Consider the following 26,655-nt stretch of genomic DNA (forward strand, 5'->3'; position numbering starts at 1 on the left):
CAAGAGCTGTAGCTGGCGGTGGTATTTTCCCTAGGGCTTGACCCTGTTTAGGAGCTTTGCTGGCACTTGGTGTATGAATTGGCTGGACGAAGGAAGTTGGGACACGATCCCTTTAGACACGGAAGGTTAGCCATCATAGTTGATCAAAGGAGAAATGGCCTTTATAGAGCAAACAAGAGGATGCTTTATTAGTGCTACCTGAAATCGGCTATTCAGTACAAGATACTATGACAATTCATCACCTTTGGCTCTTGTTTTGAGGAATAACAAAATCGTCAAAGCCAGTAAAAATCGTATTTTCAGGCTTGACAGAATAGGAAGGTAAACATGATAAAAGAGCAATTAGAAAAAATCAGGGAAAATGCGTTAAAGCAGATAGGCGATACAGATGGCCTTGATATGCTTAATGAAATCCGTGTAAATTTCCTTGGTAAAAAAGGTGAACTTACAAGTATTTTAAAGAGTATGAAAGAGGTTGCACCTGAGGACAGACCTAAGGTTGGTCAGATGGTTAACGAGGTTCGTGAGGAAATCGAAAAGAACCTTGAGGCTACAAAGAAAAAGATGGAGGCAGCTGTCAGAGAGGCTAAGCTTGCCAGTGAAACTATTGATGTTACACTTCCTGCAAAGAAAAATAATGTAGGACATCGTCATCCTAATACCATAACCCTCGAGGATGTTGAGAATGTATTTATCGGTATGGGTTATGAAGTTGCCGAAGGTCCTGAGGTAGAAAAGGACTATTACAATTTTGAGGCATTAAATATTCCTGCAGATCATCCGGCTAAGGATGAACAGGATACATTCTATATAAGCGGAGATCTTCTCCTTCGTACACAGACTTCTTCAACTCAGGTTCATGAGATGGAGAAAGGAAAGCTTCCTATTAAGATGATAGCTCCCGGTCGTGTATTCAGAGCAGATGAGGTTGATGCTACACACAGCCCCAGCTTCCATCAGATTGAGGGACTTGTTATTGACAAGGGAATTACTTTTGCTGATCTTAAGGGAACTCTTGCTGAGTTTGCAAAGGAAATATTCGGTGAGGATGTTAAGGTTAAGTTCAGACCTCATCACTTCCCGTTCACTGAGCCTTCAGCTGAGATGGATGTAAGCTGCTTTAAGTGCGGCGGAAAGGGCTGCCGCTTCTGTAAGGGTGAGGGATGGATTGAGATCCTTGGCTGCGGAATGGTTCACCCCCATGTTCTTGAGATGAGCGGTATTGATCCTAACGAGTATACAGGCTTTGCATTCGGACTTGGACTTGAGAGAATCGCAGTTCTGAAATACGAAATTGACGACATGCGACTTCTGTACGAGAACGACATACGATTCTTAGAACAATTCTAAAGACTTTTCCATTAGGGAGGAGCCAATACAAAAAGGCTTTTCCATTAGGGAGGAGCCAATACAAAAAGGCTTTTCCATTAGGGAGGAGCAATACAAAAAGGCTTTTCCATTAGGGAGGAGCCAATACAAAAAGGCTTTTCCATTAGGGAGGAGCAATACAAAAAGGCTTTTCCATTAGGGAGGTGCCAATACAAAAAACTTTTCCATCAGGGGGAGGAACCAATATATGAAGCCTTCCCCCCCCTTGGGGGGAAGGTGGCGCGAAGCGCCGGATGAGGGGTATCATTTAAAGAAAGAGAGGTTGCGCTATGGACGCAAATTTATCATGGATTAAAGCATACGTACCGGATTTAAATGCAAGCGATCAGGAAATTCTTGATGCACTTACACTTTCCGGAACAAAGGGCGAGGGATTCCATCGTCTTGATAAGAACTTGGAGAAAATTGTTGTAGGTCAGATCGATAAGATCGAGCCCCATCCCGATGCAGATAAACTTGTTATCTGCCAGGTAAATATCGGTACTGAGATGATTCAGATTGTTACCGGTGCTAAGAACATGAAGGAAGGGGATAAGGTTCCGGTTGTACTTGACGGCGGAAGAGTTGCAGGCGGTCATGACGGAAGCCCGAATCCCGAGGAAGGAATTAAGATTAAAGCTGGTAAGCTTCGCGGAGTTCCCAGTGCAGGTATGATGTGCTCTATTGAGGAGCTCGGTTCATCTAAGGACTTCTATCCAGATGCACCTGAGGACGGACTTTATATTCTTCCTGAGGATACAGAGGTTGGAGCTGATGCAGTAGAGGTACTTGGACTTCACGATACTGTATTTGAGTTCGAAGTAACAAGTAACCGTGTTGATTGCTACAGCATTCTTGGCATTGCAAGAGAAGCTGCTGCAACCTTTAAGCTTCCTTTCAAGGCTCCTGAGGTAAAGGTAGAGGAGACTGATGAAAAGGCTTCTGATTATATTTCAGTTGAGATTAAGGATGCTGACCTTTGCTCACGCTATTGCGCAAGAGTCTGCACAGATATAAAGGTCGGACCTTCACCTGAGTGGATGCAGAGAAGACTTGCAGCAAACGGCGTAAGACCTATCAATAATATCGTTGATATTACAAACTATGTAATGCTTGAATATGGTCAGCCTATGCATGCATTTGACCTTTCTACAATAGCTGGAAATAAAATTGTCGTTAAGCGTGCTAAGGACGGAGAGAAGTTTGTTACTCTTGATGGTCAGGAGAGAAATCTTGACAGCGAGGTAATCATGATCTGTGATGGCGAGAAGGAAGTCGCTATAGGTGGTATCATGGGCGGTGAGAATTCCATGATCACAGAGGATGCCAAGACAGTTCTTTTTGAGGCTGCTACCTTTAACGGCCCTAACATCCGTAAGAGCGCAAAGAGAATCGGCCTTCGTACAGATGCTTCAGGCTTCTTTGAAAAAGGACTTGATCCCAATAATGCTGAGGATGCTATCAATCGTGCATGTCAGCTTATTAATGAGCTTGGCTGTGGTAAGGTTACAGCAGGAATGGTTGAAGCAAAATCACCTATAAAGCCGCTCAACAGAATTAAGTTTGAGCCTGATAGAATAAATGCACTTCTCGGAACAGATATCGACAGACAGACAATGCTTGATATTTTTGCAAGAGAAGAGCTAACCTATGATGAAGCTGCAAATGAAATAGTTGTGCCCAGCTTCAGACAGGACCTGATTGGTATGTGTGATATTGCTGAGGAAGTTGCAAGATTCTATGGTTATGACAAGATACCATCAACACTTCCTAAGAACGCGCCTACAACAGGAAAGCTTACTTTCAAGATGACAGTTGAGAAGACTGCAAGAGAGGTTGCCCAGTTCTGCGGATTCTCACAGGCTTATGGTTACTCCTTTGAGAGCCCTAAGGTATTTGACAAGCTTCTTTTACCTGAGGATGCACCTGAGAGAAATGCGATTAAGATTTCGAATCCTTTAGGTGAAGACTTCTCAATAATGAGAACAGTTCCGCTTAATGTTATACTTACAAGTCTTGCAACAAACTACAAACGTAGAAATAAGGATGTTAAGCTCTATGAGATAGCTAATATTTATATTGCAAAGGAGCTTCCTTTAACAGAGCTTCCTGATGAGAGATCACAGTTTGTTCTTGGCTTCTATGGTGATGGCGACTTCTTCACCATGAAGGGCGCTGTAGAAGAGTTCCTTGGACAGATTGGTATGGCTGATGAACTTGAATATGATGCAAAGGCTGGAAAACCCTTCCTTCATCCCGGACGTCAGGCACTTGTTTCCTTCAAGGGCGAGGTTATCGGATATCTTGGTGAGATTCATCCTGAAGTACTTGATAACTACGGAATCGGAACAAGAGCATATGTTGCAGTTCTTGACCTTCCCGCAATTGTTCCTCATGCAAGCTACATGCGTGTATATACAGGAATTGCTAAGTTCCCTGCTGTTACAAGAGATATCAGTATGGTAGTTCCTACAGATGTTACAGCCGGCGATATCGAGAAGATGATTAAGCAGCGTGGCGGTAAGAAGCTTGAAAAGCTTGAACTTTTCGACATCTATGAAGGGGCACAGATTGAGAAGGGCTTTAAGTCAATGGCATACTCACTTGCATTCAGAGACAAGGAAAAGACTCTTGCCGATGATGAAGTAAACGGGGCTATGAAGAAGATTTTGAATGGTCTTGAAAGCCTTAATATTTCACTTAGAAGTTAAGGAGCAATAATATGAAAAGAACTAACGTATGGACAAAATATACTGCAAAGCAGTTAAAGGAATTAGAGTCATTTACTGACAGCTATAAAGCTTTCCTTGATAGCGCCAAGACAGAGCGCGAAGCTATCGATACAATCGTAAATGAGATCGAGGAAAAGGGTTATAGAGAGCTCAATACTCTTATTGGCACAAACACAAAGCTCAGGAAGGGTGATAAGGTATACAGCGTTTGGATGAACAAGTCAATTGTTATGTTCCAGATCGGTTCAGAGCCCTTCGAAAACGGTATGAACATTCTTGGTGCTCATATCGACTCACCCAGAATGGATGTTAAGCAGAATCCTCTTTACGAGGACACAAACATCGCTTACCTTGATACTCATTACTATGGTGGAATCAAGAAATATCTCTATGTAACAATTCCGCTTTCCATTCATGGTGTTGTAGTTAAGAAGGATGGCACTACAGTACAGCTTAATGTAGGTGAGGATGAGGACGATCCGGTATTCTTCATAAGTGATCTTCTTATTCACCTTTCAGCTGATCTTATGGGCAAGAAGGCATCCAATGTTGTAGAGGGAGAAGCACTTGACCTGGTTGTTGGAAGCAGACCCTTCGTAATCGAAAGTGATGAAAAGAAGAAGGCAGACAAGAGAAATGACAAGCTTACAGAAGGTCAGCAGTATGCTGTATCTTATGAGAAGGCTGTAAAGGATGAAAGCGGTAAGGTAAGTGACGCTGTTAAGCGCGGCGTTCTTGGTATTCTATATGATCTTTACGGTATTGAGGAGGAAGACTTCCTTTCAGCAGAGCTTGAGATAGTACCTGCAGGTAAGGCAAGAGATGCAGGCTTTGACCGTTCCATGATACTTGCATATGGTCAGGATGACAGAGTATGTGCATACCCTTCAATGGAAGCGCTTTTAGATGTTAAGAATCTTAAGAGAACAGGCTGCTGCATCCTTGTTGATAAGGAAGAAATCGGTAGCGTAGGTGCTACAGGTATGCAGAGTAAGTTCTTTGAGAATGCTGTAGCAGAGCTTATGAATCTCTGCGGTGATTACAGTGAGCTTAAGCTCAGAAGATGCCTTGCTAATTCATGCATGCTTTCATCTGATGTTAATGCTGCTTTTGATCCGCTTTATGCAGGACAGTTTGAGAAGAAGAATGCATCGCTGCTTGGATATGGCCCTGTATTCAGTAAGTTCACAGGAAGCCGCGGAAAGTCAGGCTCCAATGATGCCAATGCTGAGTATATTGCACATCTCAGAAGTATCTTTGAAGAGGATGACGTAGAATTCCAGATGGCTGAGCTCGGTAAGGTAGATGTAGGCGGCGGCGGAACAATCGCTTACATTCTCGCACTTTATGGAATGAATGTTATCGATAGCGGCGTTGCAGTTCTTAACATGCACGCACCTTACGAAGCTACTTCCAAGGCAGATGTATATGAGGCATACAGAGGATATAAGACATTCCTCAATAAAGCCAGCCTGACAAACATGTGATTTTTAGCCCTCATCCGGCGCTTCGCGCCACCTTCCCCCAGAGGGGGAAGGCACTAGAAAAACAAACTTTTGAGCTTGTTATAAAAGCCTTCCCCTTGGGGGCGCAAATCGTCCGGGGGACGATTGCTCTGCGCCGACCGAAGCGGAGCGAAGACAGGTGTCAGCGAAGCTGACGGATGAGGGGAATTAGGAGTAAAATTTGAGCAATACAGAAATAGATGTGGAGGCTACTGTAGGCCTTCGCACCAGCGATTATTATTTTGATCTTCCCGAGGAGCTTATTGCGCAGGATCCGCTTCCTGCCCGCGACGATGCTAAGCTCCTTGTAATGAACAAGAACACGGGTAAGATATCACACAAGATTTTTCATGATATCATCGACTACCTTGTGCCAGGGGACTGCCTTGTTTTAAATGACACGAAGGTTATTCCCGCAAGACTTCTTGGAACCAAGAAGGATACTGGTGCAGCGGTAGAGATACTTCTTCTGAAAAGAAGAGAGAATGATATCTGGGAAACCCTTGTAAAACCCGGCAAAAAACTTCGCCCCGGTGCTGAAGTAACCTTTGGAGAAGGCCTTTTAAATGCAAAAATCCTTGATATTGTTGAAGAAGGAAACCGTCTTGTTCAGTTTTCTTATGAAGGTATTTTTGAAGAGGTTCTTGATAAGCTTGGAGAGATGCCGCTTCCGCCTTATATTACTCATAAACTTCAGGACAAGAATATGTATCAGACAGTTTATGCGAAGTATGAGGGATCAGCAGCAGCGCCTACAGCCGGACTTCATTTTACTCAGGAACTTTTGCAGAAGATTCAGGACAAAGGAATAGAACTTGCATATGTCACCCTTCATGTAGGACTTGGTACATTCAGACCGGTTAAGGTTACAAATGTTTTAGAGCATCATATGCACACGGAGTGGTATCAGGTTAATAAAGAAGCTGCTGACAAAATCAATAAGGCAAAAGAGAGCGGCCATCGCGTTATATGTGTAGGTACAACAAGCTGCAGGACTATTGAAAGTGCTGCGGATGAAAACGGACATATTGAACCCTGCGCAGATAATACATCAATCTTTATATATCCGGGATATAAGTTTAAGGTTACAGATTGTCTTATTACAAATTTTCATCTTCCGGAATCAACTCTTGTCATGCTGGTTTCAGCTCTTGCCGGTAGAGAAAACGTATTAAATGCATATAAAGAGGCTATAGAAAAACGCTACAGATTCTTCAGCTTTGGCGATGCATGTTTCTTTACGGATGACGAGATTTAGTTTATATTATAATTACACTTTATATCGAGGGGGATATTATGGAAGAGAGAAGAAAATACAAAAGGCTTGACCTCGATGGTGAGCTTATTATGAACCCTATTGGTTCCAGTGCTGAGCCTGAAGCAGTTGCTATATCTGTGATAAACTGTTCCAGAGCTGGTATGGGATTTCAATCGGATCTGCAGCTTACTATGGGGGATAATTACGAGTGTAATCTTACTATCTGGACAAAAGAGGTTCTTCACGTTTTCATAAAAATCGTTAGAGGAACTGCCCTTGAAGATAGCTATGAATATGGAGCTATTTTTATTGGAATGCCCGAATACGACAGACAGAGAATCTCTGTTTATGAGACAGTACAGGATACACTGGAGGAAATGTAGAGGATTTTACCATGCGTGATTTTAAAGACTTACAGATCGCGGTTGCAGGTGCCGGCTATGTCGGACTTTCAATCGCGACTTTGCTGTCACAGAAGCACAAAGTGACAGTTGTTGATGTTATTCCTGAGAAGGTTGATATGCTTAATAAAAGAGTTTCACCGATACAGGATGATTACATCGAAAAATATTTTGAGGAAAAAGAGCTTGATCTTAAAGCGACTACAGATGGTGCAGCTGCATATAAAGATGCTGATTTTGTTGTAATCGCAGCACCTACAAATTATGACAGCAAGAAGAATTACTTTGATACCAGCGCTGTTGAAGCTGTTATCGAACTGGTAAAAAATGTCAATCCGAATGCTTACATGGTTATAAAGAGTACCATTCCCGTTGGATATACTACCAAAGTAAGAGAGAAGATGGGAACGGATAGGATTCTTTTTAGCCCTGAGTTCCTTAGGGAATCAAAAGCTCTTTATGATAACCTTTATCCAAGCCGTATTATTGTCGGCATGGATGAGAATGATAAGCAGCTTGTAGAGGCAGCGCATACCTTTGCTGATCTTTTAAAGGAAGGCGCATTAAAGGAAGATGTGGATGTCCTTTTCATGGGCTTTACAGAGGCTGAGGCTGTTAAGCTTTTTGCCAATACATATCTTGCATTAAGAGTGTCTTACTTTAATGAGCTTGATACTTATGCTGAGATGAAGAATCTGAATACCGATCAGATTATTAAAGGTGTATGCCTTGATCCGAGAGTCGGGGACTTTTATAATAATCCTTCTTTTGGATATGGCGGATACTGCCTGCCCAAGGATACAAAGCAGCTCCTTGCCAACTATTCAGATGTACCCGAGAACCTGATAGAAGCAATTGTTGAATCCAATAGAACACGTAAGGATTTCATTGCGGACAGAGTTCTTGAGATTGCCGGTGCTTATGGAAACAGCGAGTCCTATGATGCTAAGAAGGAGCATGAAGTTGTAATCGGAGTTTACAGACTTACAATGAAGAGTAATTCCGATAACTTCCGTCAGAGTAGCATTCAGGGAGTCATGAAGAGAATAAAGGCAAAGGGAGCAACAGTAATTATTTACGAGCCTTCTCTTGAAAATGGAACAACTTTCTTTGGCAGTCTTGTAGTGAATGATCTTGAAGAATTCAAGAAAAAGAGTGCAGCGATTATAGCTAACCGCTATGATTCATGCCTTGATGACGTATCGGATAAAGTATATTCAAGAGATATTTTCAGAAGAGATTAATATTAGTAAAATGCCCACCATATATGTGTAAACAATTTTGCGTTCGTTAGCAGAGCTATAATCGCCTAAAATTGTAAACACATATATAGTGGGCTTTTTTATCGGTACAAAGAACAATTTGCTTTTTATCTGTAAAGATTGCGCAAATCCTTGAAAAAGTCGGGATAGGAAATGCCAACGCATTTATCATCCAAAATTCTTGTAGAACCTTCTGCTGCAAGAGCAGCTACTGCAAAGCTCATGGCGATTCTGTGATCGTTGTTACATTCGATATCGGCAGCATAAAGAGTTTTTCCGCCATGAATTATCATTCCGTCATCTGTGGGCTCTATGTCAGCACCCATAGCCTTTAGATTATTGCAAACAGTGTCAATTCTGTTTGATTCCTTAACTTTAAGCTCAGCAGCGTCTTTTATTATGGTTGTGCAATTAGCAGTGGCTGCAACAACCGCAAAAATAGGCAGCTCATCAATCATTGTTGGTATCAGTTTTCCTGAAACTTCGAATCTGCCGTTCTCATTTCCGTGAAGCTCGGAATATCTTACATGAAGATCTGCTCTGGGCTCTATGGATTCATCCACGTTTTCAAGCTGAATATCGGCACCCATCTGAGTAAGTATGCTGAGAATTCCTGACCTTGTTTTGTTGATACCTACGTTATGAATAACAATGTCGGAGCCGGGCACAAGAAGCGCAGCGGCAATAAAGTATGCAGCTGAAGAAATATCTCCGGGTACATTTACCTTAATTCCACGTAAAGGAAGTCCGGGATGCAGAATAGCAGAGGCACCGCCTTTGACATCCAATTCGTTGTGAATATCAGCACCGAATGCTCGGAGCATGATTTCTGTATGGTTTCGGCTAAGCGCAGGCTCATATACAACTGTATCACTCTCTGAATAGAGACCTGCAAGAATTATGCAGGATTTAACCTGGGCTGAAGCTACAGGACTGTGATAAGAGATTCCCCGAAGTCTTTTTCCTCCTTTGATCATAAGAGGAGCGCAGTCGTTACCAAGTGCAGAATGGATATCTGCGCCCATCTGCGTCAGAGGTTTGATGATTCTGTTCATGGGTCTTTTTTCAATTGAACTGTCACCGGTAATCATGGAATCAAAGGGCTGTGCTGCAAGAATTCCGGATAATAATCTGGTGGTGGTTCCGCTGTTACCGGTATAAAGAGTAGAAGATGGAGCACTTAAACCGTGCAAGCCTTTGCCATGAACCGTTATTGTAGGAACACCGTTCATGGGCCTTTGGGAATGCTCGATAAGAATACCCAACTGCTTAAAGCATTCAATAGTAGAGAGGCAGTCTCCGCTTTTTAAGAAGCCTGTTATTTCTGTTGTGCCTTCGGAAAGAGCACCAAACATAATGCTTCTGTGAGAAATAGATTTATCTCCCGGAACAAATACATCACCTGTTAATGGTTTTGAACTTTTTTCGATACTTATCATGGTTAGTTCCCTTTTGCTTTCAAGTCTGTTTAATATGTAAAAATGGTTGTTTAGTCAACTGACGGATAACCGTGAGTTTCCAGTAATTTTAGAGCTTTTTCCATGGCCTTATCATCATGGAATTCAATGCTTAAGGTTCCGTGTTCAAATTCGCGGTTATGGACAATGCCGATATTCTTGATGTTTATTCCGTTAACGGAAAGAAGAGTGGCAACCGATGCGATGTTACCGGGCTCATCCGCAATATCAACACGAATAACATAGGTTTTCTGGATAGGACCTCTTCTGAGATCATTAAAGGAATCTCTATATTCCCTTGCTGAGGAAAAGAAATCCATCAGACCATCACCGTTGGTATCATCTATCACTTTCTTCATATCATTTAAATAGCTGATATATTTATCGAGAAGGGTAGAGATGTTTTTATGGTTGGTGAGGCATATCTGTTGAAGCATTACGGGGGAAGATGAAGATATTCTCGTAATATCCTTAAAGCCGCCCGCAGCTATCATTTTCATAAGACCTTCCTCAGAATCACTGTCGTGTACAAGGTTTACAAGACATCCACTGATAACATGAGGAACATGGCTGACAGCAGCTGTGATAAAATCGTGCTGCTCATAGGGGATAATAAGCGGGGTTGCGCCCATCATCTCAACAAGTTGTCTGTAATTTTCAAGTCTGTCATCTGTAGTTTTTTCTGTTTTTGTAAGGATATAAAAAGCATTTTCCAAAATAGAAGCCTTGGAATTAATATAACCGATTCTCTCGGTACCCGCCATAGGATGACCGCCAATAAACTGATCCTCAAGTCCAAGCGCTTTAACGTGCTCATGAATTGAAGTTTTAACAGAACCTATATCTGTAAGAGTTGTCTTTGGATTCAGAAAAGGCTTTATGAGTGAAAGATTATCGTTATTTCGCTCAATAGGTGCGCAGAGAAAAATATAATCACATTCTGAAAATCTTTCGTCTACTTTGTCACAGGCAACATCAACAATGCCGTCTTCCTTAGCTTTCAAGGATGTTTCGGGATGTGGTGTATATGAAATAATGCGGATTTTAGGGTTCTTAGCCTTAAGGGCCCTTGCCATGGAACCGCCAATGAGACCAAGACCTATAAAACCGCAGGTCAAGCTGTCAGTATTCATAAAAAACTCCTTGGAAATTTCTTTATATTAAAGCGTAAAAAGCTCCGAACAGAATCACTATATCACGTTAAAGTGCGAAAATCAATCAATTTGATTTTACAATATCGATTACAATGATGTTTTTTACCCAATTGTGCAAATTTGACCGAATTACTTGTATTATATACACAATTTTAGTAAAATATATCCATAGGGTTCGGGGGAAATCTAAAAATTCTTTATTATTTTTTCCCAACATAATTTAAGACTTGGAGGAGCAAGAGATGAAAGTTTACACAAGTGACAAAATACGCAATGTCGTACTCTTAGGTCATGGGGGCGCCGGCAAGACTTCACTCGCTGAAGCAATGGCTTACCTCTCCGGAATTACTTCCCGAATGGGTAAAGTATCTGATGGAAATACCGTCAGTGACTTTGATAAAGAGGAACAGAAACGACAGTTTTCAATCAGCACAACCAACATTGCCATGGAGTGGGATGACCACAAGATCAATGTTCTTGATGCACCCGGTTTCTTCGATTTCGTTGGTGAAGTTCAGGAAGCTATGAGCGTTGCTGATGCAGCTATTATCGTTGTTTCAGGCAAGGCAGGTGTTGAAGTGGGAACAGAGAGAGCATGGGATCTTTGCGAGAAATATGGTATTCCGCGTATGTTCTTTGTTTCCGATATGGATATCGATGATGCATCCTACAGACAGGTAGTTCAGGATCTTACAGATAAATATGGTAAAAAGATAGCACCTTTCAACCTTCCTATTCGTGAGAATGAGAAGTTTGTAGGTTATGTAAATGTAATTCAGGAAAAGGGCTTCCGCTGGGAAGGTAAGGACGCCGTTGAATGTGAAGTTCCGGATTACAATAAAGAATATTTGCAGCAGTATCGCGATACTCTCATGGAAGCTGTTGCTGAAACAAGTGAAGAGTTCATGGACAGATACTTCAGCGGAGATATATTCTCAGAGCAGGAGATCAGATCAGCGCTCAGAAATAATGTATGTGAAGGCTCAATAGTTCCGATAGAGATGGGCTCCAGCATTCTTGCACAGGGTGTTTACACACTTCTTGATGATATTATCAAGTATATGCCTGCACCTGAGAATCGCAAGATGGCCGGTATCAACATGAAGACCAACGAGATTTTTGAAGCGAATTTCGATTTCTCCAAGCCTAAGACAGCTTTTGTATTTAAGACAATGATGGATCCTTTCATTGGAAAATATTCCATGATCAAGGTTCGTTCCGGCGTTTTGAAGACAGACGATATGATGTACGATTCCAATAAGGACATCGAAGTTAAAATCGGTAAGATTTACGTAATGCAGGGAAATAAGACAATTGAGGTTCCTGAACTTCATGCAGGTGATTTCGGAGCACTTCAGAAGCTTGATATTTCTACAGGTGATACTCTTTCTACAAAGGCAAATCCTGTACAGTATGCACCGATGGATATTTCTCAGCCATATACATATATGAGATATAAGGCACAGAACAAGGCAGATATTGATAAGATTGCTCAGTCTCTTGCAAAGCTTGCAGCAGAGGATGCAACACTCAAGGTTGTCAATGATGCTGAAAATCATCAGTCTCTTATCTATGGTATGGGCGATATGCACCTTGAGATAGCTGTAAGTAAGCTTCTGAATGAGTATAAAGTAGGTATTGATCTTGATAAGCCGAAGGTAGCTTTCAGAGAGACAATCCGTAAGAACTCAGATGTGGAATATAAATACAAGAAGCAGACCGGTGGTCACGGACAGTATGGTCACGTTAAGATGCGCTTTGAGCCTTCAGGAGATGATTCAAAGCCCTATGTATTCGAACAGGAAGTAGTAGGAGGAGCAGTTCCGAAGAATTATTTCCCTGCAGTAGAAAAGGGTATATCAGAAGCATCTCAGAGAGGACCTCTGGCAGCTTATCCTGTAGTAGGTGTTAAGGCTGTACTGTATGATGGATCGTATCATCCGGTTGACTCTTCGGAAATGGCCTTCAAGGTTGCAGCAAGCAATGCTTTCAAGAAAGGCTTTATGGAGGCCACACCTGTTCTCTTAGAGCCTATTGCTACTCTTAAGGTTACAGTGCCGGATAGCTTTACCGGTGATGTAATGGGTGACCTTAATAAGAGAAGAGGCCGTGTGCTTGGAATGAATCCTACAGGTGATGGAAAACAGGTCATCGAAGCAGATATTCCTATGATGGAGCTTTATGGATACTGCACAACCTTAAGATCAATGACCGGTGGTGCCGGAGACTATGAGTACAGCTTTACCCGTTATGAGCAGGCTCCTTCAGATATTCAGCAGAAGGAAGTTACAGCCAGAGCTGAGAAGGTTAAGGAAAATAGTTCAGAAGATTAAACTAAGATTATAATGAACAAGGGCTGGGATTTCTTAATTGAATTCCCGGCTCTTTTTATGTGTTTGTGCAGCAATATCTGAACTTCATAATAAATTTATAGATTCTTTAAGGCATGCTTATATATATATGCTACGATAAGCTTGATGATGCATTAGTTTGCGTTTATATTTTCATGATATTTTGTAAGCGCAATGCTATTTTTATGAGGGAAACATGATGCCACAAATCGGAATGCATATGGGATTGCGGTATGACATAATCGGAGAGTATGCCAGTATTCTTTTTGCTATTCTTCTCCTGGTTTTTATATCGCTTACAAGACCCAAAAAATCGCAATCTTTTAAGTTCCTTGTTCTCGGAACAATAGTATCGATTTTTGCAACGGCTATTCAGATAGTTATAGTTGAGATTGCAAGTAATGTTGAGAAGTATTATGAAAGATCATCTTTCACTGCGTTACTTGTTATTTTCCTTGTGCTTTATCTGCTTATTCTTATTCTGATTTTCAATTATGTGAATTTATTAAGTGAGCGAAGACTAAAGAAAAAATCCGTTATTGCAATGTTGTATATCCTGGTTGCAACAATATATTTTGCCGGGGTGACTTTCCAGGTTGTGATGAAAAATCTGTTTTTTGTAAGGACAGATGGCATCGATATAAGCAGATTTACAAGATTTTACTGTATAGCAGGTATTGTTTGTGTTGTAATCTGTACGTTGGCATGTTTCCTTAGAAGACGATATATCTCCAGAATTGTAATAAGGGCTGCAATTATAGTTGTACCGATAGAAATAGTCGTACTTTGTCTGCAAATAATAGACCGTCATGCTATTTTTACAGGCTCAACATATGTAATGCCTCTTATAGTGCTTTATCAGCTATTCCATTCCAATCCATATGATGAAGAGACAGGATGTCAGAATACAAGCGCTTTGGAAAGCAAGTTTGTTTCAAATACGCGAAGAGGAAAAATATTCTATATGGCGTATATTGATTTTCCTCAGCTTACAGATAGTACACTTGCACCTGATTACGGAATCCTTTCTGTTGAGATGGCCCGGGTATGTAGAGAAATTGAAAGAATATCAAACAGAATCCTTTTATATAGAGTGAACTTTGGTACTTTTATTGCTCTGATAGAAACGAAAGAGCGATCGGATGCAGAAAATTACTCCGAACAGATGAGGGATATTCTGGATAATTTCCATGAGAGAACAGAAGATCATATTCATTATTTCCTTGGCGTATGCGGTGACAGTAGACGCTTTGTTGCTGTCGGTAATAAATGGACACAGCTGTTCATGTTGTATATGCGGGAACAGAAGATGCAGGATGGCGAGAATGTTTATTACTTTGCCAATGGAACTGACTTTAGGGACTTTGATGAAATATATAAGATTGAGCAGGCTCTTCTTGATATAAGAGTTAAAATGGATCCGGATGATGATAGAATCCTCTGCTATGCGCAGCCTATTTATAGTGTAGAAAAGGATCAGTTCAGATCAGCAGAGGCTCTTATGAGACTTGAAATAGACGGAAAGATGATTCCGCCTGATTCATTTATTCAGATTGCAGAAAGAAATAATTGTATACATGCTCTTACGGTGATAATGATGCATAAGGTATGCAGAGCAATTGAAAAGCTGTCGGAAGAGTATGATTTTGACGCAGTTACCATAAACTGTTCTACGGCAGATTTTATGGATAAGACATTTTATAAGGAAATTATGGATATAATTCACAGCTATAAGATTGATCAGAAGATGATAAGGCTTGAACTTACGGAATCCATGATGGCTGAAAACTATGATGCTGTAAAGCATAACATGGATATGTTAAATAAAGAAGGAATACAGCTTTATATGGATGACTTTGGAACAGGATATTCCAATCTTGAAAGAGTTGTTGATGTGCCTGTTCAGACCATTAAGTTTGATAAGTCTCTTCTGTATAAGTCTATTAAAGATGACCGCGTGGACGATATTATCACTTATATGATTGAGTTCTTCAAGAAAAATGGTTTTGTAACGCTTGTTGAAGGCGTTGAAGATGAGTCTCAGAAAAAATTCAGTATTGACAGAGGATTTGATTTTATTCAGGGATATCATTATGCAAAGCCGTCCCCGATTGAGAATTTGGGTAAATATTTTACCAGGAAGAGCTGAAATAAAGAACATGGAACTGCGGTACTTCGCTTGAATATGGTACTTTAATATGTTAAAATTTCTAACTATATCATGAAAAAACGAGGTACCTCAAATGTCAGAGTTATATAATCACAAAGAAGTTGAACAGAAATGGCAGAAAATCTGGGATGATGAGAATGCATTTGCAGCAAGTAATGATTACTCTAAGCCCAAATATTATGCACTTGTTGAATTCCCGTATCCTTCAGGACAGGGACTTCATGTAGGACATCCCCGTCCGTATACTGCGCTTGATATTGTTGCACGTAAGCGCAGAATGCAGGGCTACAATGTATTATATCCTATGGGATGGGATGCTTTCGGACTTCCTACTGAGAACTATGCGATCAAGAATCATATTCATCCTAAGATCGTAACAGCTAATAATGTTAAAAAGTTCAAGAGCCAGCTTCATTCTTTGGGTTATTCCTTTGACTGGAACAGAGAGATAAATACAACTGATCCCGATTATTACAAATGGACACAGTGGATCTTCTTAAAACTGTTCAAGGCAGGTCTTGCATATAAAAAGGAAATGCCTATTAACTGGTGTACATCCTGTAAGGTAGGTCTTGCAAACGAGGAAGTTGTTAACGGAGTTTGTGAGCGCTGTGGATCAGAGGTTGTACGTAAGGTCAAGAGCGAATGGATGCTTAAGATTACTGAGTATGCTGATAAGCTTATCGATGGACTTGACGGAGTTGACTACATCGAGCGAGTTAAAGTTTCTCAGAAGAACTGGATCGGACGTTCTACCGGAGCAGAAGTAGACTTTGCAATTAAGGATACAGAGGATCATCTTACAGTTTATACAACACGTTGCGATACACTCTTTGGTGCAACATATATGGTTGTATCTCCCGAGCATCCTTATCTTGATAAGTATCAGGACAGAATTAAGAACTGGAGCGATGTTATCTCATACAGAGAGGCTGCTGCCAAGAAATCGGACTTTGAACGCTCCGAGCTTGCTAAGGATAAGACCGGTGTTGAGATTGACGGCCTTAAGGCAATTAATCCCGTTAATGGAAAAGAGATACCGATCTGGGTATCTGATTATGTACTGATGAGTTATGGTACAGGTGCAATTATGGCAGTTCCTGCTCATGATGACAGAGACTGGGAGTTTGCTAAGAAATTTAATCTTCCCATCATTCAGGTTGTTGCAAAGGATGGCGAGGAAGTAGATGTAAACGCAGCAGCATTTACTGATGTTGCTACAGGAGTACTGATTAATTCTGATTTTATCAATGGACTTTCTGTTAATGATGCAAAGGAGAAGATGATTTCTTTCCTTGAAGAAAAGAAGATAGGTCATGCTCAGGTAAATTATAAGCTTCGTGACTGGGTATTCTCCCGCCAGAGATATTGGGGTGAGCCTATCCCGATTGTGGAATGTGAGAAATGCGGATTTGTCCCGATAGATGAATCAGAGCTGCCATTACTTCTTCCTGAAGTAGACAGCTATGAGCCCACAGATAATGGTGAATCACCGCTTGCAGCCATGACAGACTGGGTTAACACTACATGTCCTTGCTGTGGTGGCCCGGCTAAGAGAGAGACTGATACAATGCCACAGTGGGCAGGATCCTCATGGTATTTCCTCAGATATACAGATCCTACCAATAAGGATGCGCTTGCAAGCAAGGAAGCTCTTAAATACTGGCTTCCTGTTGACTGGTATAACGGAGGAATGGAGCATACAACACTTCACCTTCTGTATTCGAGATTCTGGCATAAGTTCCTTTATGATCAGGGAGTAGTGCCTACAACAGAGCCCTATCAGAAGCGTACAAGCCATGGAATGATCCTTGGTGAAAACGGTGAGAAGATGAGTAAGTCCCGCGGTAATGTCGTTAACCCCGACGATATCGTAGAGGATTACGGTGCAGATACACTCCGTACTTATGAGATGTTTATCGGTGCATTTGATCTTGCAGCATCCTGGTCTGAGGATGGTGTAAAGGGATGCCGCAGATTCCTTGAAAGAGTATGGAAGCTTCAGGATATCCTTGTAGATGGAGATGAGTATTCAGACGATCTTAAGGGCGAGATGCACAGAACTATCAAGAAGGTATCAGGTGACTTTGAGAATCTTAAGTACAACACAGCTATAGCAGCTATGATGTCACTTATAAATGATTTCTATAAGAAGAATGCAGTAAATAAGGCTGAGTACAGAACACTTATCACAATGCTCAATCCTGTAGCACCTCATATTACTGAGGAGATTTGGCAGAGAATCGGCGGTGAGGGAAGACTTTATCAGCAGACATGGCCTGAATATGATGAGGCTCTTACTGTAGAAAATACTATAGAAATAGCTGTACAGGTAAATGGTAAGGTTCGTGCAACCATTTCGATAGGTAAGGATGATCCGAAGGATGCAGTACTTGCTAAGGCAAAGGAAGCTATAGCAGGTAAATTTGATGGAAATATAATAAAAGAAATATATGTTCCCGGTAAGATTTGCAATATTGTTATGAAGTAAAATCATAAATGCATAGACCGAAAAGGAGGTATATGATGAGAAGAAGTGGGAAATTGAACCAGTTAACCAGCTTTGTACTAATTATGTGCTTGGCCTTTTCGGTCTTTATTTTATCTCCTGATATTGCTAAGGCTGAAGATGTTGAACCGACAGGAGTTACACTGAATGTCACTACGAAAGATATATCTCCCGGTGAAACATTTCAACTTCAGGCAACTGTTGCTCCCCAGGGAGTAAGCACTACGCTGACCTGGACATCAAGTAATACTACCAATGTCACAGTTGATAATAATGGTGTGATTACCGGTGTAAATATTGGTAGTGCTGATATAACTGTAAAAACCTCTAATGAAAAAATGGCATCTTGTCATGTTAATGTAAGACAGAAAAATTATACGCAGTTAATTTTTGAAGAGAATGAAATTAAGCTGCAGCCGGGTGAGGTGGCCAAGATTGAAGGAGAAGTATATCCGGCTGATGCTATAAATACTGAAATATACTGGGAAAGTACCAATACAGAGGTTGCGACTGTAGAGGGGGACGAGAATAAATCCAGAAAGGCCTATGTTACAGGAGTAAAAGTAGGTTACTGCCATGTAATTGCAAAGAATAAAGCCGGAGAGCAAATTGGCTCGATAAAGATAAAGGTTGGTAATCCATCAGGGCTTGAAAAGGCCAAAATTGTTAAAGCGTCAAAGGTAATTATAACTGAGCTTAAACGCGGCAAAGGCACATTTAAGGTTAAGTATAAGAAAATAGATGAGGCCAGCGGATATCAGATTAAGTACAAAAAGAGCGGCCAGTGGAAAATTATTGATACCACAAAGAGAAGCTATACTGTTAAGAATCTTCCTAAGGGTAAATATAAAGTAAAGGTCAGAGCTTACAGAAAGTACAATGGGAAGAAGTATTATGGTCATTATTCCAAAACGCAAAAGATAAAAGTAAAATAATGTGATATTATAACTAATACAAAGACCTATGTCATCAATTGGCATAGGTCTTTTATTATGTAAAAAGGAACTTTATAAAATTTTTGAAAAATCGTTTATAATTTAGTGCATTATGCAAATTATTTGTATAAAATTAAAATAGTAGCAGGTTTCTTTTTTAGATAGGGGGCATAATATGGGTATTAAGAATCTTGTAAGAGTAGACGAGAAGAAGATTCATGACCTGAGTGTTCAGGAAAAATTTAACTCAACCTTCAAACAGATCATAACCATGTTCTGTATTGCGGTTGCTATTCTGGCAGTGACCATTGTTTCTGCACTGTTTTCAATACGTACTATCTATAAAAAATATTATGAGATGAATACCATACAGGCTGAAATCAGAATTGATGTTCAGGCTTTGGCTAAAGCATTTCTGTGGGCACTTTCATCACCTGATGAAGGCATCCGTCAGGAGCAGCTTGGAAAAGCAATGGAAAAATTTGAAGAATTTGACGCCAGCCTGTCTAAGCTTGCAAAGGTAATGGATGATGATACTGCAATAAATCAGGTTTCCTCCGATTTGAAAAAGGTAGAAGCCAATGGTGTGACCTTAGGAAATATGTTTAGTGACGGTTCTTCTTCGGAAGAAATTTTCTACTACTTTAATGATACCTTATATCCATCATTGGATGTGGCTGTTAAAGATTTTAAGAGTGTTTCAAGCTCATCAACAGAAGCTGCTGAAAAGGCATATAATACAGCACTTATACTTGGCATAGTAATGAGCTGCCTGACTCTTATTATTGTAATATTGGTACTTATTTATATTATTGATGTTAAGAAGAAGCTCTCCAAGTCTATTCTCGAACCCGTTGAAGAGATTTCGAAGGCAGCGGATGAGATGTCAAAGGGTAACCTTCATATAAATATCGATTATGAGTCAGGTGATGAACTTGGAAAACTTGCTAAGGATTTAAGTCAGTCTACTGGTGTAACTGAACAGATTGTATCTGATATCAGGGATACCCTTAAGATGGTTGCAGATGGTGATTTCACTCAGGGAACCTTACATCCGGAGCTGTATAAAGAGGATTTTGCTCCTATCAGCGAAGCTCTTAATAATATTACAGACTCTCTTTCTGATACACTTTCACATGTACGTGAGTCGTCACATCATGTATCGGAAGGCGCAAGTGGAATGAGTAAAGGTGCTTCGGATCTTGCTGAAGGTGCAACTGATCAGGCTGCTGCCGTTGAGGAGCTTACAGCCTCTGTTAATACGGTGACTGCTCAGACCAGAACAATGGCAGAAACAGCCGAGAAATCCAGAAAAATGGCAGAGAAGGTCCGGGAGGATGCAGATGCCAGTGCAAGGAAGATGCATCTTGTTACAGATGCTATGGTTAGAATTACTGAAGCATCAAATGAGATAGAGCAGGTTACAAATACTATTGAATCCATTGCAAAACAGACACAGCTCCTGGCACTTAATGCTTCCATTGAGGCAGCAAGAGCAGGTGAGTCCGGTAAAGGCTTTGCGGTTGTTGCTGATGAAATCAGTACATTGGCTACTCAGAGTACTGAAGCAGCAAAGAATACGCATCAGCTTATACAGGATACAATGGAAGAAATCCGAAACGGTAATGATGTTGTAGGAGAGACAACAGAAGCACTACAGCAAATGCAGGCATCAGTTGATGAGATTACTGATATGATTGCCGAAACAGGAGAGATGGCACAAAACCAGGCCGCAAGCATGGAAGAAATCAATGACGGTATTGATCAGATTTCAACCGTTGTTCAGAGTAATTCCGAGACAGCTCAGGAATCAAGTAATGTATCTCAATCTCTTACAGCGCAGTCAGAAGACCTGACTAGACTTATTAACCAGTTTAAACTCAGGTAGATTATATAATTTAATACTTTATTATTTTATGTTTTTGTAAATTAAATAGATTGCCTTCCCCCTCTGGGGGAAGGTTTTTATATTCTGAGATTCTTTAACACATTAAAGCGTTGACATATCAGGTATCATTGTATACAATAATGCAAAAGATTCGACAATACATGTTTACAAGTAATTTTCCAGTTCTAAGGGAGGAACCAAAATGCAGGACCAGACATTCCAAAACAGACCGGTGACAATGAATAACAAAAACAATCTGCTTCAGATTGAGGAACATATGTATATTCTTGATGATGTTGACAAACCCAATGTTTTCAGAAACATGTTCCCCTATGATGAGGTTCCGAAGATACCGTTTAATGACAGAATAGTTCCTCACAATATGCCAAAGGATATATGGATTACTGATACGACCTTCAGAGATGGTCAGCAGTCAAGGGCTCCTTATTCGACAGAGCAGATAGTACATATATATGACAAATTTCATGAGCTTGGCGGACCCAACGGCATGATACGTGCCAGTGAATTCTTTTTATACAGTAAAAAGGACAGAGACGCAGTCTATAAATGCATGGAGAGAGGCTACGAGTTTCCTGAGGTAACGAGCTGGATCAGAGCAAGCAAGGAAGACTTTAAGCTTGTTAAGGAAATCGGTATGAAGGAGACAGGTATTCTTGTCAGCTGTTCGGATTATCATATTTTCCTTAAGCTTAAAATGACAAGGAAACAGGCTCTTGAGCATTACCTTAGCGTAATACGTGATTGCCTTGAAGAGGGAATTGCGTGCAGATGCCATCTAGAGGATATTACAAGGGCAGATATATATGGTTTTGTGGTTCCTTTTTGCGTAGAGCTTATGAAGCTAAGAGAGGAATATGGAATCCCGATAAAGGTTCGCGCCTGTGACACAATGGGCTATGGCGTCAATTTTTCGGGTGCGGTTATTCCCAGGAGTGTTCAGGGTATCATATATGCTTTGAATACAAACGCAGGTGTTCCCAGTGAGCTTATAGAGTGGCACGGACATAATGATTTTTACAAGGCTGTTACCAATTCTACAACTGCATGGTTATATGGCTGCTCAGGTGTTAATGCGTCATTATTTGGAATCGGTGAGAGAACAGGTAATACTCCTTTGGAGGCTATGATTTTTGAGTATGCCCAGCTAAAGGGAACTCTGAATGGCATGAATACTCAGGTTATAACAGAACTTGCGCAGTACTATGAGAAGGAGCTTGGATATCATATTCCTTCACAGACTCCTTTTGTAGGTAAAAACTTTAATGTGACACGAGCAGGAATACATGCAGACGGACTTCTTAAAAATGAGGAAATTTATAATATTTTTGATACCGACAAATTCCTTGGAAGGCCACCTGTCAGTGCTGTATCCAATACTTCAGGGCTTGCCGGAATCGCTCATTGGATAAACGTTCATTATCATTTAAAGGGTGATGCAGCTATTGGGAAGGATCACAAGCTTGTTCAGGTCTTAAAGGAATGGGTTGATGGTGAGTATGCAAACGGACGTATAACTGTTATGTATGATGAGGAGCTTACTAAGAAAATTGCGGAAGTATCAGAACTTATCGGAATTGAAGTAACTGATGGAGAAATCATAGGGAAAACAGAATAAGATATGGGAAAAAAAGATTTAAAGACGGAAGTCACTGACAAATACTCACTAAGAGGAAGAGTATTTAACAGAATACGTGAAGACATATTAAATGGTAAATATGCTGATCATGAAGAATTGAAGGAAGTTGCCATAGGAGAAGAGCTTGGTGTGAGCAGAACTCCTGTCAGGGAGGCACTTCGTCAGCTTGAGCTTGAGGGCCTTGTTCAGATAATACCCAATAAAGGGGCATATGTCGTAGGAATAAGTGCCAAGGATATAAGAGATATTTATATGATACGCTCAAAGCTGGAGGGTCTCTGCGCCAGATGGGCCTGTGAAAATATTACTCCGGAGCAGATGGAGGATCTTGAGGAAATTGTGTATCTGGCAGATTTTCACGAACAGAAAGGGCACTCTGATCAGCTGGCAGAACTGGATAACAGGTTCCATACAACTCTGTACGAGTCCTGCAATTCCAAGATGCTTGAGCATCTATTGAAGGATTACCATCAGTATGTATGGCAGATAAGACAAAAGACTCTTGCCGGAAAACGTGGCAAGGACTGTAATGATGAGCATAGGCAGATTATGGAAGCCATAAGGGATAAAGATGCCGACAGAGCCGAAGAAATTGCCAATAGGCATATGCGCAGTGCTTATGATAATATGGTAAGGAACGGATTATTGGAATTATTTGAAAATACTTAATATACACTACTAAACAAGAGAGGAGACACTATGTCAAAAGTACAGATGACCACCCCAATAGTTGAGATGGACGGAGATGAGATGACCAGGATTCTTTGGAAGATGATTAAGGAGGAGCTGATAGAGCCTTATATAGATCTGAAGAGTGAGTATTATGATCTTGGTCTTAAATATCGTGATGAAACTGATGACAAGGTTACAATAGACAGTGCCGTTGCTACCAAGAAATATGGAGTTGCGGTTAAATGTGCAACAATTACTCCCAATGCTGCAAGAGTTGAAGAATATGATCTTAAAAAGATGTGGAAGAGTCCTAACGGAACTATCCGTGCAATGCTTGACGGAACTGTATTCAGAGCTCCTATTCTTGTTAAGGGAATTGAACCCAATGTTAAGACCTGGGAGAAACCTATTACCTTAGCCCGTCATGCATATGGAGATGTTTATAAAAATGTTGAGATTGCTGTACCCGGTGCAGGAAAGGCAGAGCTCGTTTTCACCGGTGAGGATGGAACAGAAATAAGAAAGACAATTCAGGACTTTGATGGCCCCGGAATTATACAGGGAATTCATAACAAGGATGCATCGATTAAAAGCTTTGCAAAGGCTTGTTTTGAGTATGCACTTTCAATAAAGCAGGATCTGTGGTTTGCTACAAAGGATACTATCAGTAAGACCTATGATGCAAGATTCCGTGAGATATTTGATACTACATTTGAAAAGGAATATAAGAATCAGTTCGACGCTGCAGGAATCGAATATTTCTATACGCTTATCGATGATGCTGTTGCAAGAGTGATGAAGTCTAAAGGTGGATTTATCTGGGCTTGCAAGAACTATGACGGTGATGTTATGAGTGACATGGTTTCATCAGCATGCGGATCACTCGCGATGATGACATCTGTACTTGTATCTCCTGAAGGTATTTATGAGTACGAGGCTGCACATGGAACAGTTCAGCGCCATTACTATAAATATCTGAAGGGTGAGGAGACATCCACAAACCCTGTGGCTACAATTTTTGCATGGACCGGTGCAATGAGAAAGCGCGGAGAGCTTGATGGTATCCAGGGACTCATCGACTGGGCTGACAACATGGAGAAAGCAACTCTTTCTACAATAGAAAGCGGCAGGATGACAGGAGACCTTCTTCTTATTACAAGTAATCCTAATGCAAAGAAGCTTAACTCTGAGCAGTTTATCAAGGCTATCAGAGAGACCTATGAGGATATATGTAAATGAAATCTTTAATGGCTTTGTTTCTGACCATAACTTGTCTTTTTAGTTCTGTTTCAGTACCTTCCGGTGTGATTTCAGACAGACCTAACGCAGGAATCAGACAGGGGCGTGCAATTTACAGTCAGCCCCGTGATTCCATAGATGTTGTTATGCTTGGATCAAGCCATGTGAATTATGGCATAAATACTGCTAAGATGTGGGAAGATTACGGAATTACAGCATATGATTATTCAACAGCTGAGCAGGCTATATGGATAAACTACTATTACCTTAAGGAGTTCTGTAAGTATCAGACTCCTAAGGTAGTAGTGCTGGATTTCTTTGCACCTGCAGCATTTTTAGATGGTTATGCCGATAAATATATTTGTCTGAGAGAAGCTTTTTATGGGATGAAATTCTCGTTAAACAAGCTTGAAATGATGGAAACAGCAATTGATGACAATGAAGAATTAAGGAAGGAATATTTTCCTTCCTATTTTTGCTGTGAGGAGGGTGAAGACGAAAAAGCCCTTTCCTCAGATTGGAATAAGGATTACAGCTCATTTAAAGGATACACACCTTCATTTAAAAAAGAATCTATGGAGAAGCCATCGCCGAATACTACGGATATAAAACCTCCATCAGAAAAATCCCAAAAATATTTAAGAAAAATTATTGACTTTACAAAAGAAAGAGGAATTAGGCTGTATATAACAATTGTACCCTATAAGCTGAACGTAGGTCAGCAGGAGGGAGTGACTCAGGAAGAAGACCTAAGATATAACTGGCTTGAAAACTATCTTGGCGAGTTAAAAAGTGAAGGGATAGATAACGTTTATTTTGATTATACATTTAAGCACATAAATGATCTCGGAATAGACTACGAAGGCGGAACTCATTTTGCTGATGGAAACTCACATCTGAATTATTATGGCAGCACGCAATTCGCTAAATATCTGGCAGAGGATTTAAGAAGCAGATATGGCGAAGAAGTTCTTCCCGATCACAGAGGTGATGAGAAATATTCTTCCTGGGATGTAAATGTTGAGGAATTAAAGGCAGAAGTCGCAAGTGAGGGCTGGGAATGGAAATGAGGAAGAAGCACAGTAAAAAATTTATCATAATCTTTTCTGCTTCAGTAATACTCGTTGTTTTTGTTTTAGTTATACTTATAAGTCTTTTTGTTTTTCTGAAAAAAGATGAAGAGGAAATTGCTTCCATAGAGGAACTTACAGAAACTATTCCGGTAGAAAAAATTGAAAAGCCTGATCCAAATGAAATAATCTCAAGTGCCGCATATAATAATGGCATTATGGAGAGGGCTTCTTCGTATAAAGAGGGGCTTATATCCATCTTTCCTGATATTACAGAGGATCTTGCCAGATTTTCTCTCATTGACATTGATAAGGATGGAATACCTGAATTAGTGATGCATGATGTCATAGGAAAAGCAGCATATTATTGCAGCTTTACAGGCGGAGAAATGTCGATGCCTGTAACTATATACGAAGCTTCCGGGGGAGGAGAGGATACGTATTCGACAAATGCCTATGCTGCTCTTTATAAGGACTATGATGTATTTGTAAGATATGAATTCTCTGACGGTCGAAACGGTATTAAAAGCTTTTTTTACAGGCTTGATGACAATACTAAACAGCCCTTGGAATTAGGATCTTTGTCAGTGAGGAGATCGGAGGATGAGTATTCCTTCGAGGATGGAAATGGTAATGCGCTTTCGCAGGAGGAATATAAAGACGCTTTTAGAAGCTATTTAGGCGATGAATGTTTTAACAGATTTTTTGACACAGACCTGATGATTGCAGACGGTGAATATGATTTCAGGTCTGAATTTCTTTGGGCGGATTCCGAAGGAATTCAAATGACCTATGATGAGTTGGAGGAAAAATGCAGCTTCAGATAACCACTATATGCTTTTTGATATTGAGCTTTCTTTTGTTTACTATAGCGCCTGGAAAGCTTCGTAAATACATACTTCTTATATTAAGTGTGGCTTTTATATATTGGCAGGGAAAAAGCTTTGGAATTATAACCCTGACAATTATTTCTTTAATATCTTTTCTTTGCGGGCATTTTGTTTCATTTTTTCAAAAAAGAAAATGC

18 protein-coding genes are annotated in these 26,655 nt (G+C 40.5%); 16 read left to right on the forward strand and 2 right to left on the reverse strand.

Annotated elements, in window-relative coordinates:
- The first annotated feature begins 330 nt into the window (after nt 1-330).
- From pheS to G602_RS0117100, 6 genes are all read left to right on the forward strand, one after another.
- Nucleotides 331-1,350 carry a phenylalanine--tRNA ligase subunit alpha gene (gene pheS / locus G602_RS0117075; protein WP_026660032.1) on the forward strand — a complete coding sequence of 340 codons (1,020 nt, stop codon included), beginning with the start codon at nt 331-333 and terminating at the stop codon, nt 1,348-1,350.
- 308 nt (nt 1,351-1,658) lie between these two features.
- Entirely contained in the window at nt 1,659-4,079 is a 2,421-nt protein-coding gene (gene pheT, locus G602_RS0117080; protein ID WP_026660033.1) for a phenylalanine--tRNA ligase subunit beta, read from the forward strand.
- A gap of 11 nt (nt 4,080-4,090) precedes the next feature.
- Nucleotides 4,091-5,587, forward strand: a complete 1,497-nt coding sequence (locus tag G602_RS0117085; protein ID WP_026660034.1) for an aminopeptidase — start codon at nt 4,091-4,093, stop codon at nt 5,585-5,587.
- 199 nt (nt 5,588-5,786) lie between these two features.
- Nucleotides 5,787-6,863 (forward strand): tRNA preQ1(34) S-adenosylmethionine ribosyltransferase-isomerase QueA, encoded by a 1,077-nt coding sequence (queA, locus tag G602_RS0117090; protein ID WP_242835651.1) that lies wholly within the window; start codon nt 5,787-5,789, stop codon nt 6,861-6,863.
- Nucleotides 6,864-6,901: 38 nt separating this feature from the next.
- Nucleotides 6,902-7,246 carry a PilZ domain-containing protein gene (locus G602_RS0117095; protein ID WP_026660036.1) on the forward strand — a complete coding sequence of 115 codons (345 nt, stop codon included), beginning with the start codon at nt 6,902-6,904 and terminating at the stop codon, nt 7,244-7,246.
- 11 nt (nt 7,247-7,257) lie between these two features.
- The gene (locus tag G602_RS0117100; RefSeq protein WP_026660037.1) at nt 7,258-8,508 is read left to right on the forward strand and encodes a nucleotide sugar dehydrogenase; all 1,251 of its coding nucleotides are present in this window, start codon (nt 7,258-7,260) and stop codon (nt 8,506-8,508) included.
- Nucleotides 8,509-8,633: 125 nt separating this feature from the next.
- Here the strand turns inward: G602_RS0117100 and aroA are convergent, their stop codons facing one another.
- Complete coding sequence (aroA, locus tag G602_RS0117105) at nt 8,634-9,965, reverse strand: 3-phosphoshikimate 1-carboxyvinyltransferase (protein ID WP_026660038.1); 1,332 nt, start codon at nt 9,963-9,965, stop codon at nt 8,634-8,636.
- A gap of 50 nt (nt 9,966-10,015) precedes the next feature.
- A complete protein-coding gene (locus G602_RS0117110; RefSeq protein WP_026660040.1) occupies nt 10,016-11,116 on the reverse strand; it encodes a prephenate dehydrogenase/arogenate dehydrogenase family protein in 1,101 nt (366 codons plus the stop codon).
- Between the two features lie 263 nt (nt 11,117-11,379).
- Between G602_RS0117110 and G602_RS0117115 the strand changes: the two genes are divergently transcribed.
- From G602_RS0117115 to G602_RS0117160, 10 genes are all read left to right on the forward strand, one after another.
- Nucleotides 11,380-13,470: an elongation factor G gene (locus G602_RS0117115; protein ID WP_026660041.1), complete on the forward strand. Its 2,091-nt coding sequence runs from the start codon at nt 11,380-11,382 to the stop codon at nt 13,468-13,470.
- Nucleotides 13,471-13,684: 214 nt separating this feature from the next.
- Entirely contained in the window at nt 13,685-15,637 is a 1,953-nt protein-coding gene (locus tag G602_RS0117120; protein ID WP_081676058.1) for an EAL domain-containing protein, read from the forward strand.
- Nucleotides 15,638-15,731: 94 nt separating this feature from the next.
- Nucleotides 15,732-18,149 (forward strand): leucine--tRNA ligase, encoded by a 2,418-nt coding sequence (gene leuS, locus G602_RS0117125; protein WP_026660043.1) that lies wholly within the window; start codon nt 15,732-15,734, stop codon nt 18,147-18,149.
- A 32-nt stretch (nt 18,150-18,181) separates the two neighbouring features.
- Nucleotides 18,182-19,102, forward strand: coding sequence for an Ig-like domain-containing protein (locus G602_RS29230; protein WP_196808714.1), 921 nt, complete (start codon nt 18,182-18,184; stop codon nt 19,100-19,102).
- Nucleotides 19,103-19,277: 175 nt separating this feature from the next.
- Nucleotides 19,278-20,990, forward strand: coding sequence for a methyl-accepting chemotaxis protein (locus G602_RS0117135; RefSeq protein ID WP_026660044.1), 1,713 nt, complete (start codon nt 19,278-19,280; stop codon nt 20,988-20,990).
- Nucleotides 20,991-21,192: 202 nt separating this feature from the next.
- Nucleotides 21,193-22,626 (forward strand): hypothetical protein, encoded by a 1,434-nt coding sequence (locus G602_RS0117140; RefSeq protein ID WP_026660045.1) that lies wholly within the window; start codon nt 21,193-21,195, stop codon nt 22,624-22,626.
- A gap of 3 nt (nt 22,627-22,629) precedes the next feature.
- The gene (locus tag G602_RS0117145; RefSeq protein WP_026660046.1) at nt 22,630-23,316 is read left to right on the forward strand and encodes a GntR family transcriptional regulator; all 687 of its coding nucleotides are present in this window, start codon (nt 22,630-22,632) and stop codon (nt 23,314-23,316) included.
- Nucleotides 23,317-23,346: 30 nt separating this feature from the next.
- Nucleotides 23,347-24,558: an NADP-dependent isocitrate dehydrogenase gene (locus G602_RS0117150; protein ID WP_026660048.1), complete on the forward strand. Its 1,212-nt coding sequence runs from the start codon at nt 23,347-23,349 to the stop codon at nt 24,556-24,558.
- On the forward strand, nt 24,555-25,628 hold the full coding sequence (locus tag G602_RS0117155) for a hypothetical protein (protein WP_026660049.1): 1,074 nt from the start codon (nt 24,555-24,557) through the stop codon (nt 25,626-25,628). The genes G602_RS0117150 and G602_RS0117155 overlap by 4 nt, the downstream gene beginning before the upstream one ends.
- Nucleotides 25,619-26,455 carry a hypothetical protein gene (locus tag G602_RS0117160; protein WP_026660050.1) on the forward strand — a complete coding sequence of 279 codons (837 nt, stop codon included), beginning with the start codon at nt 25,619-25,621 and terminating at the stop codon, nt 26,453-26,455. The genes G602_RS0117155 and G602_RS0117160 overlap by 10 nt, the downstream gene beginning before the upstream one ends.
- Nucleotides 26,456-26,655 lie beyond the last annotated feature (200 nt).

It is taken from the genome of Butyrivibrio sp. AC2005 (genome assembly GCF_000424145.1).
GTDB lineage: Bacteria > Bacillota > Clostridia > Lachnospirales > Lachnospiraceae > Butyrivibrio.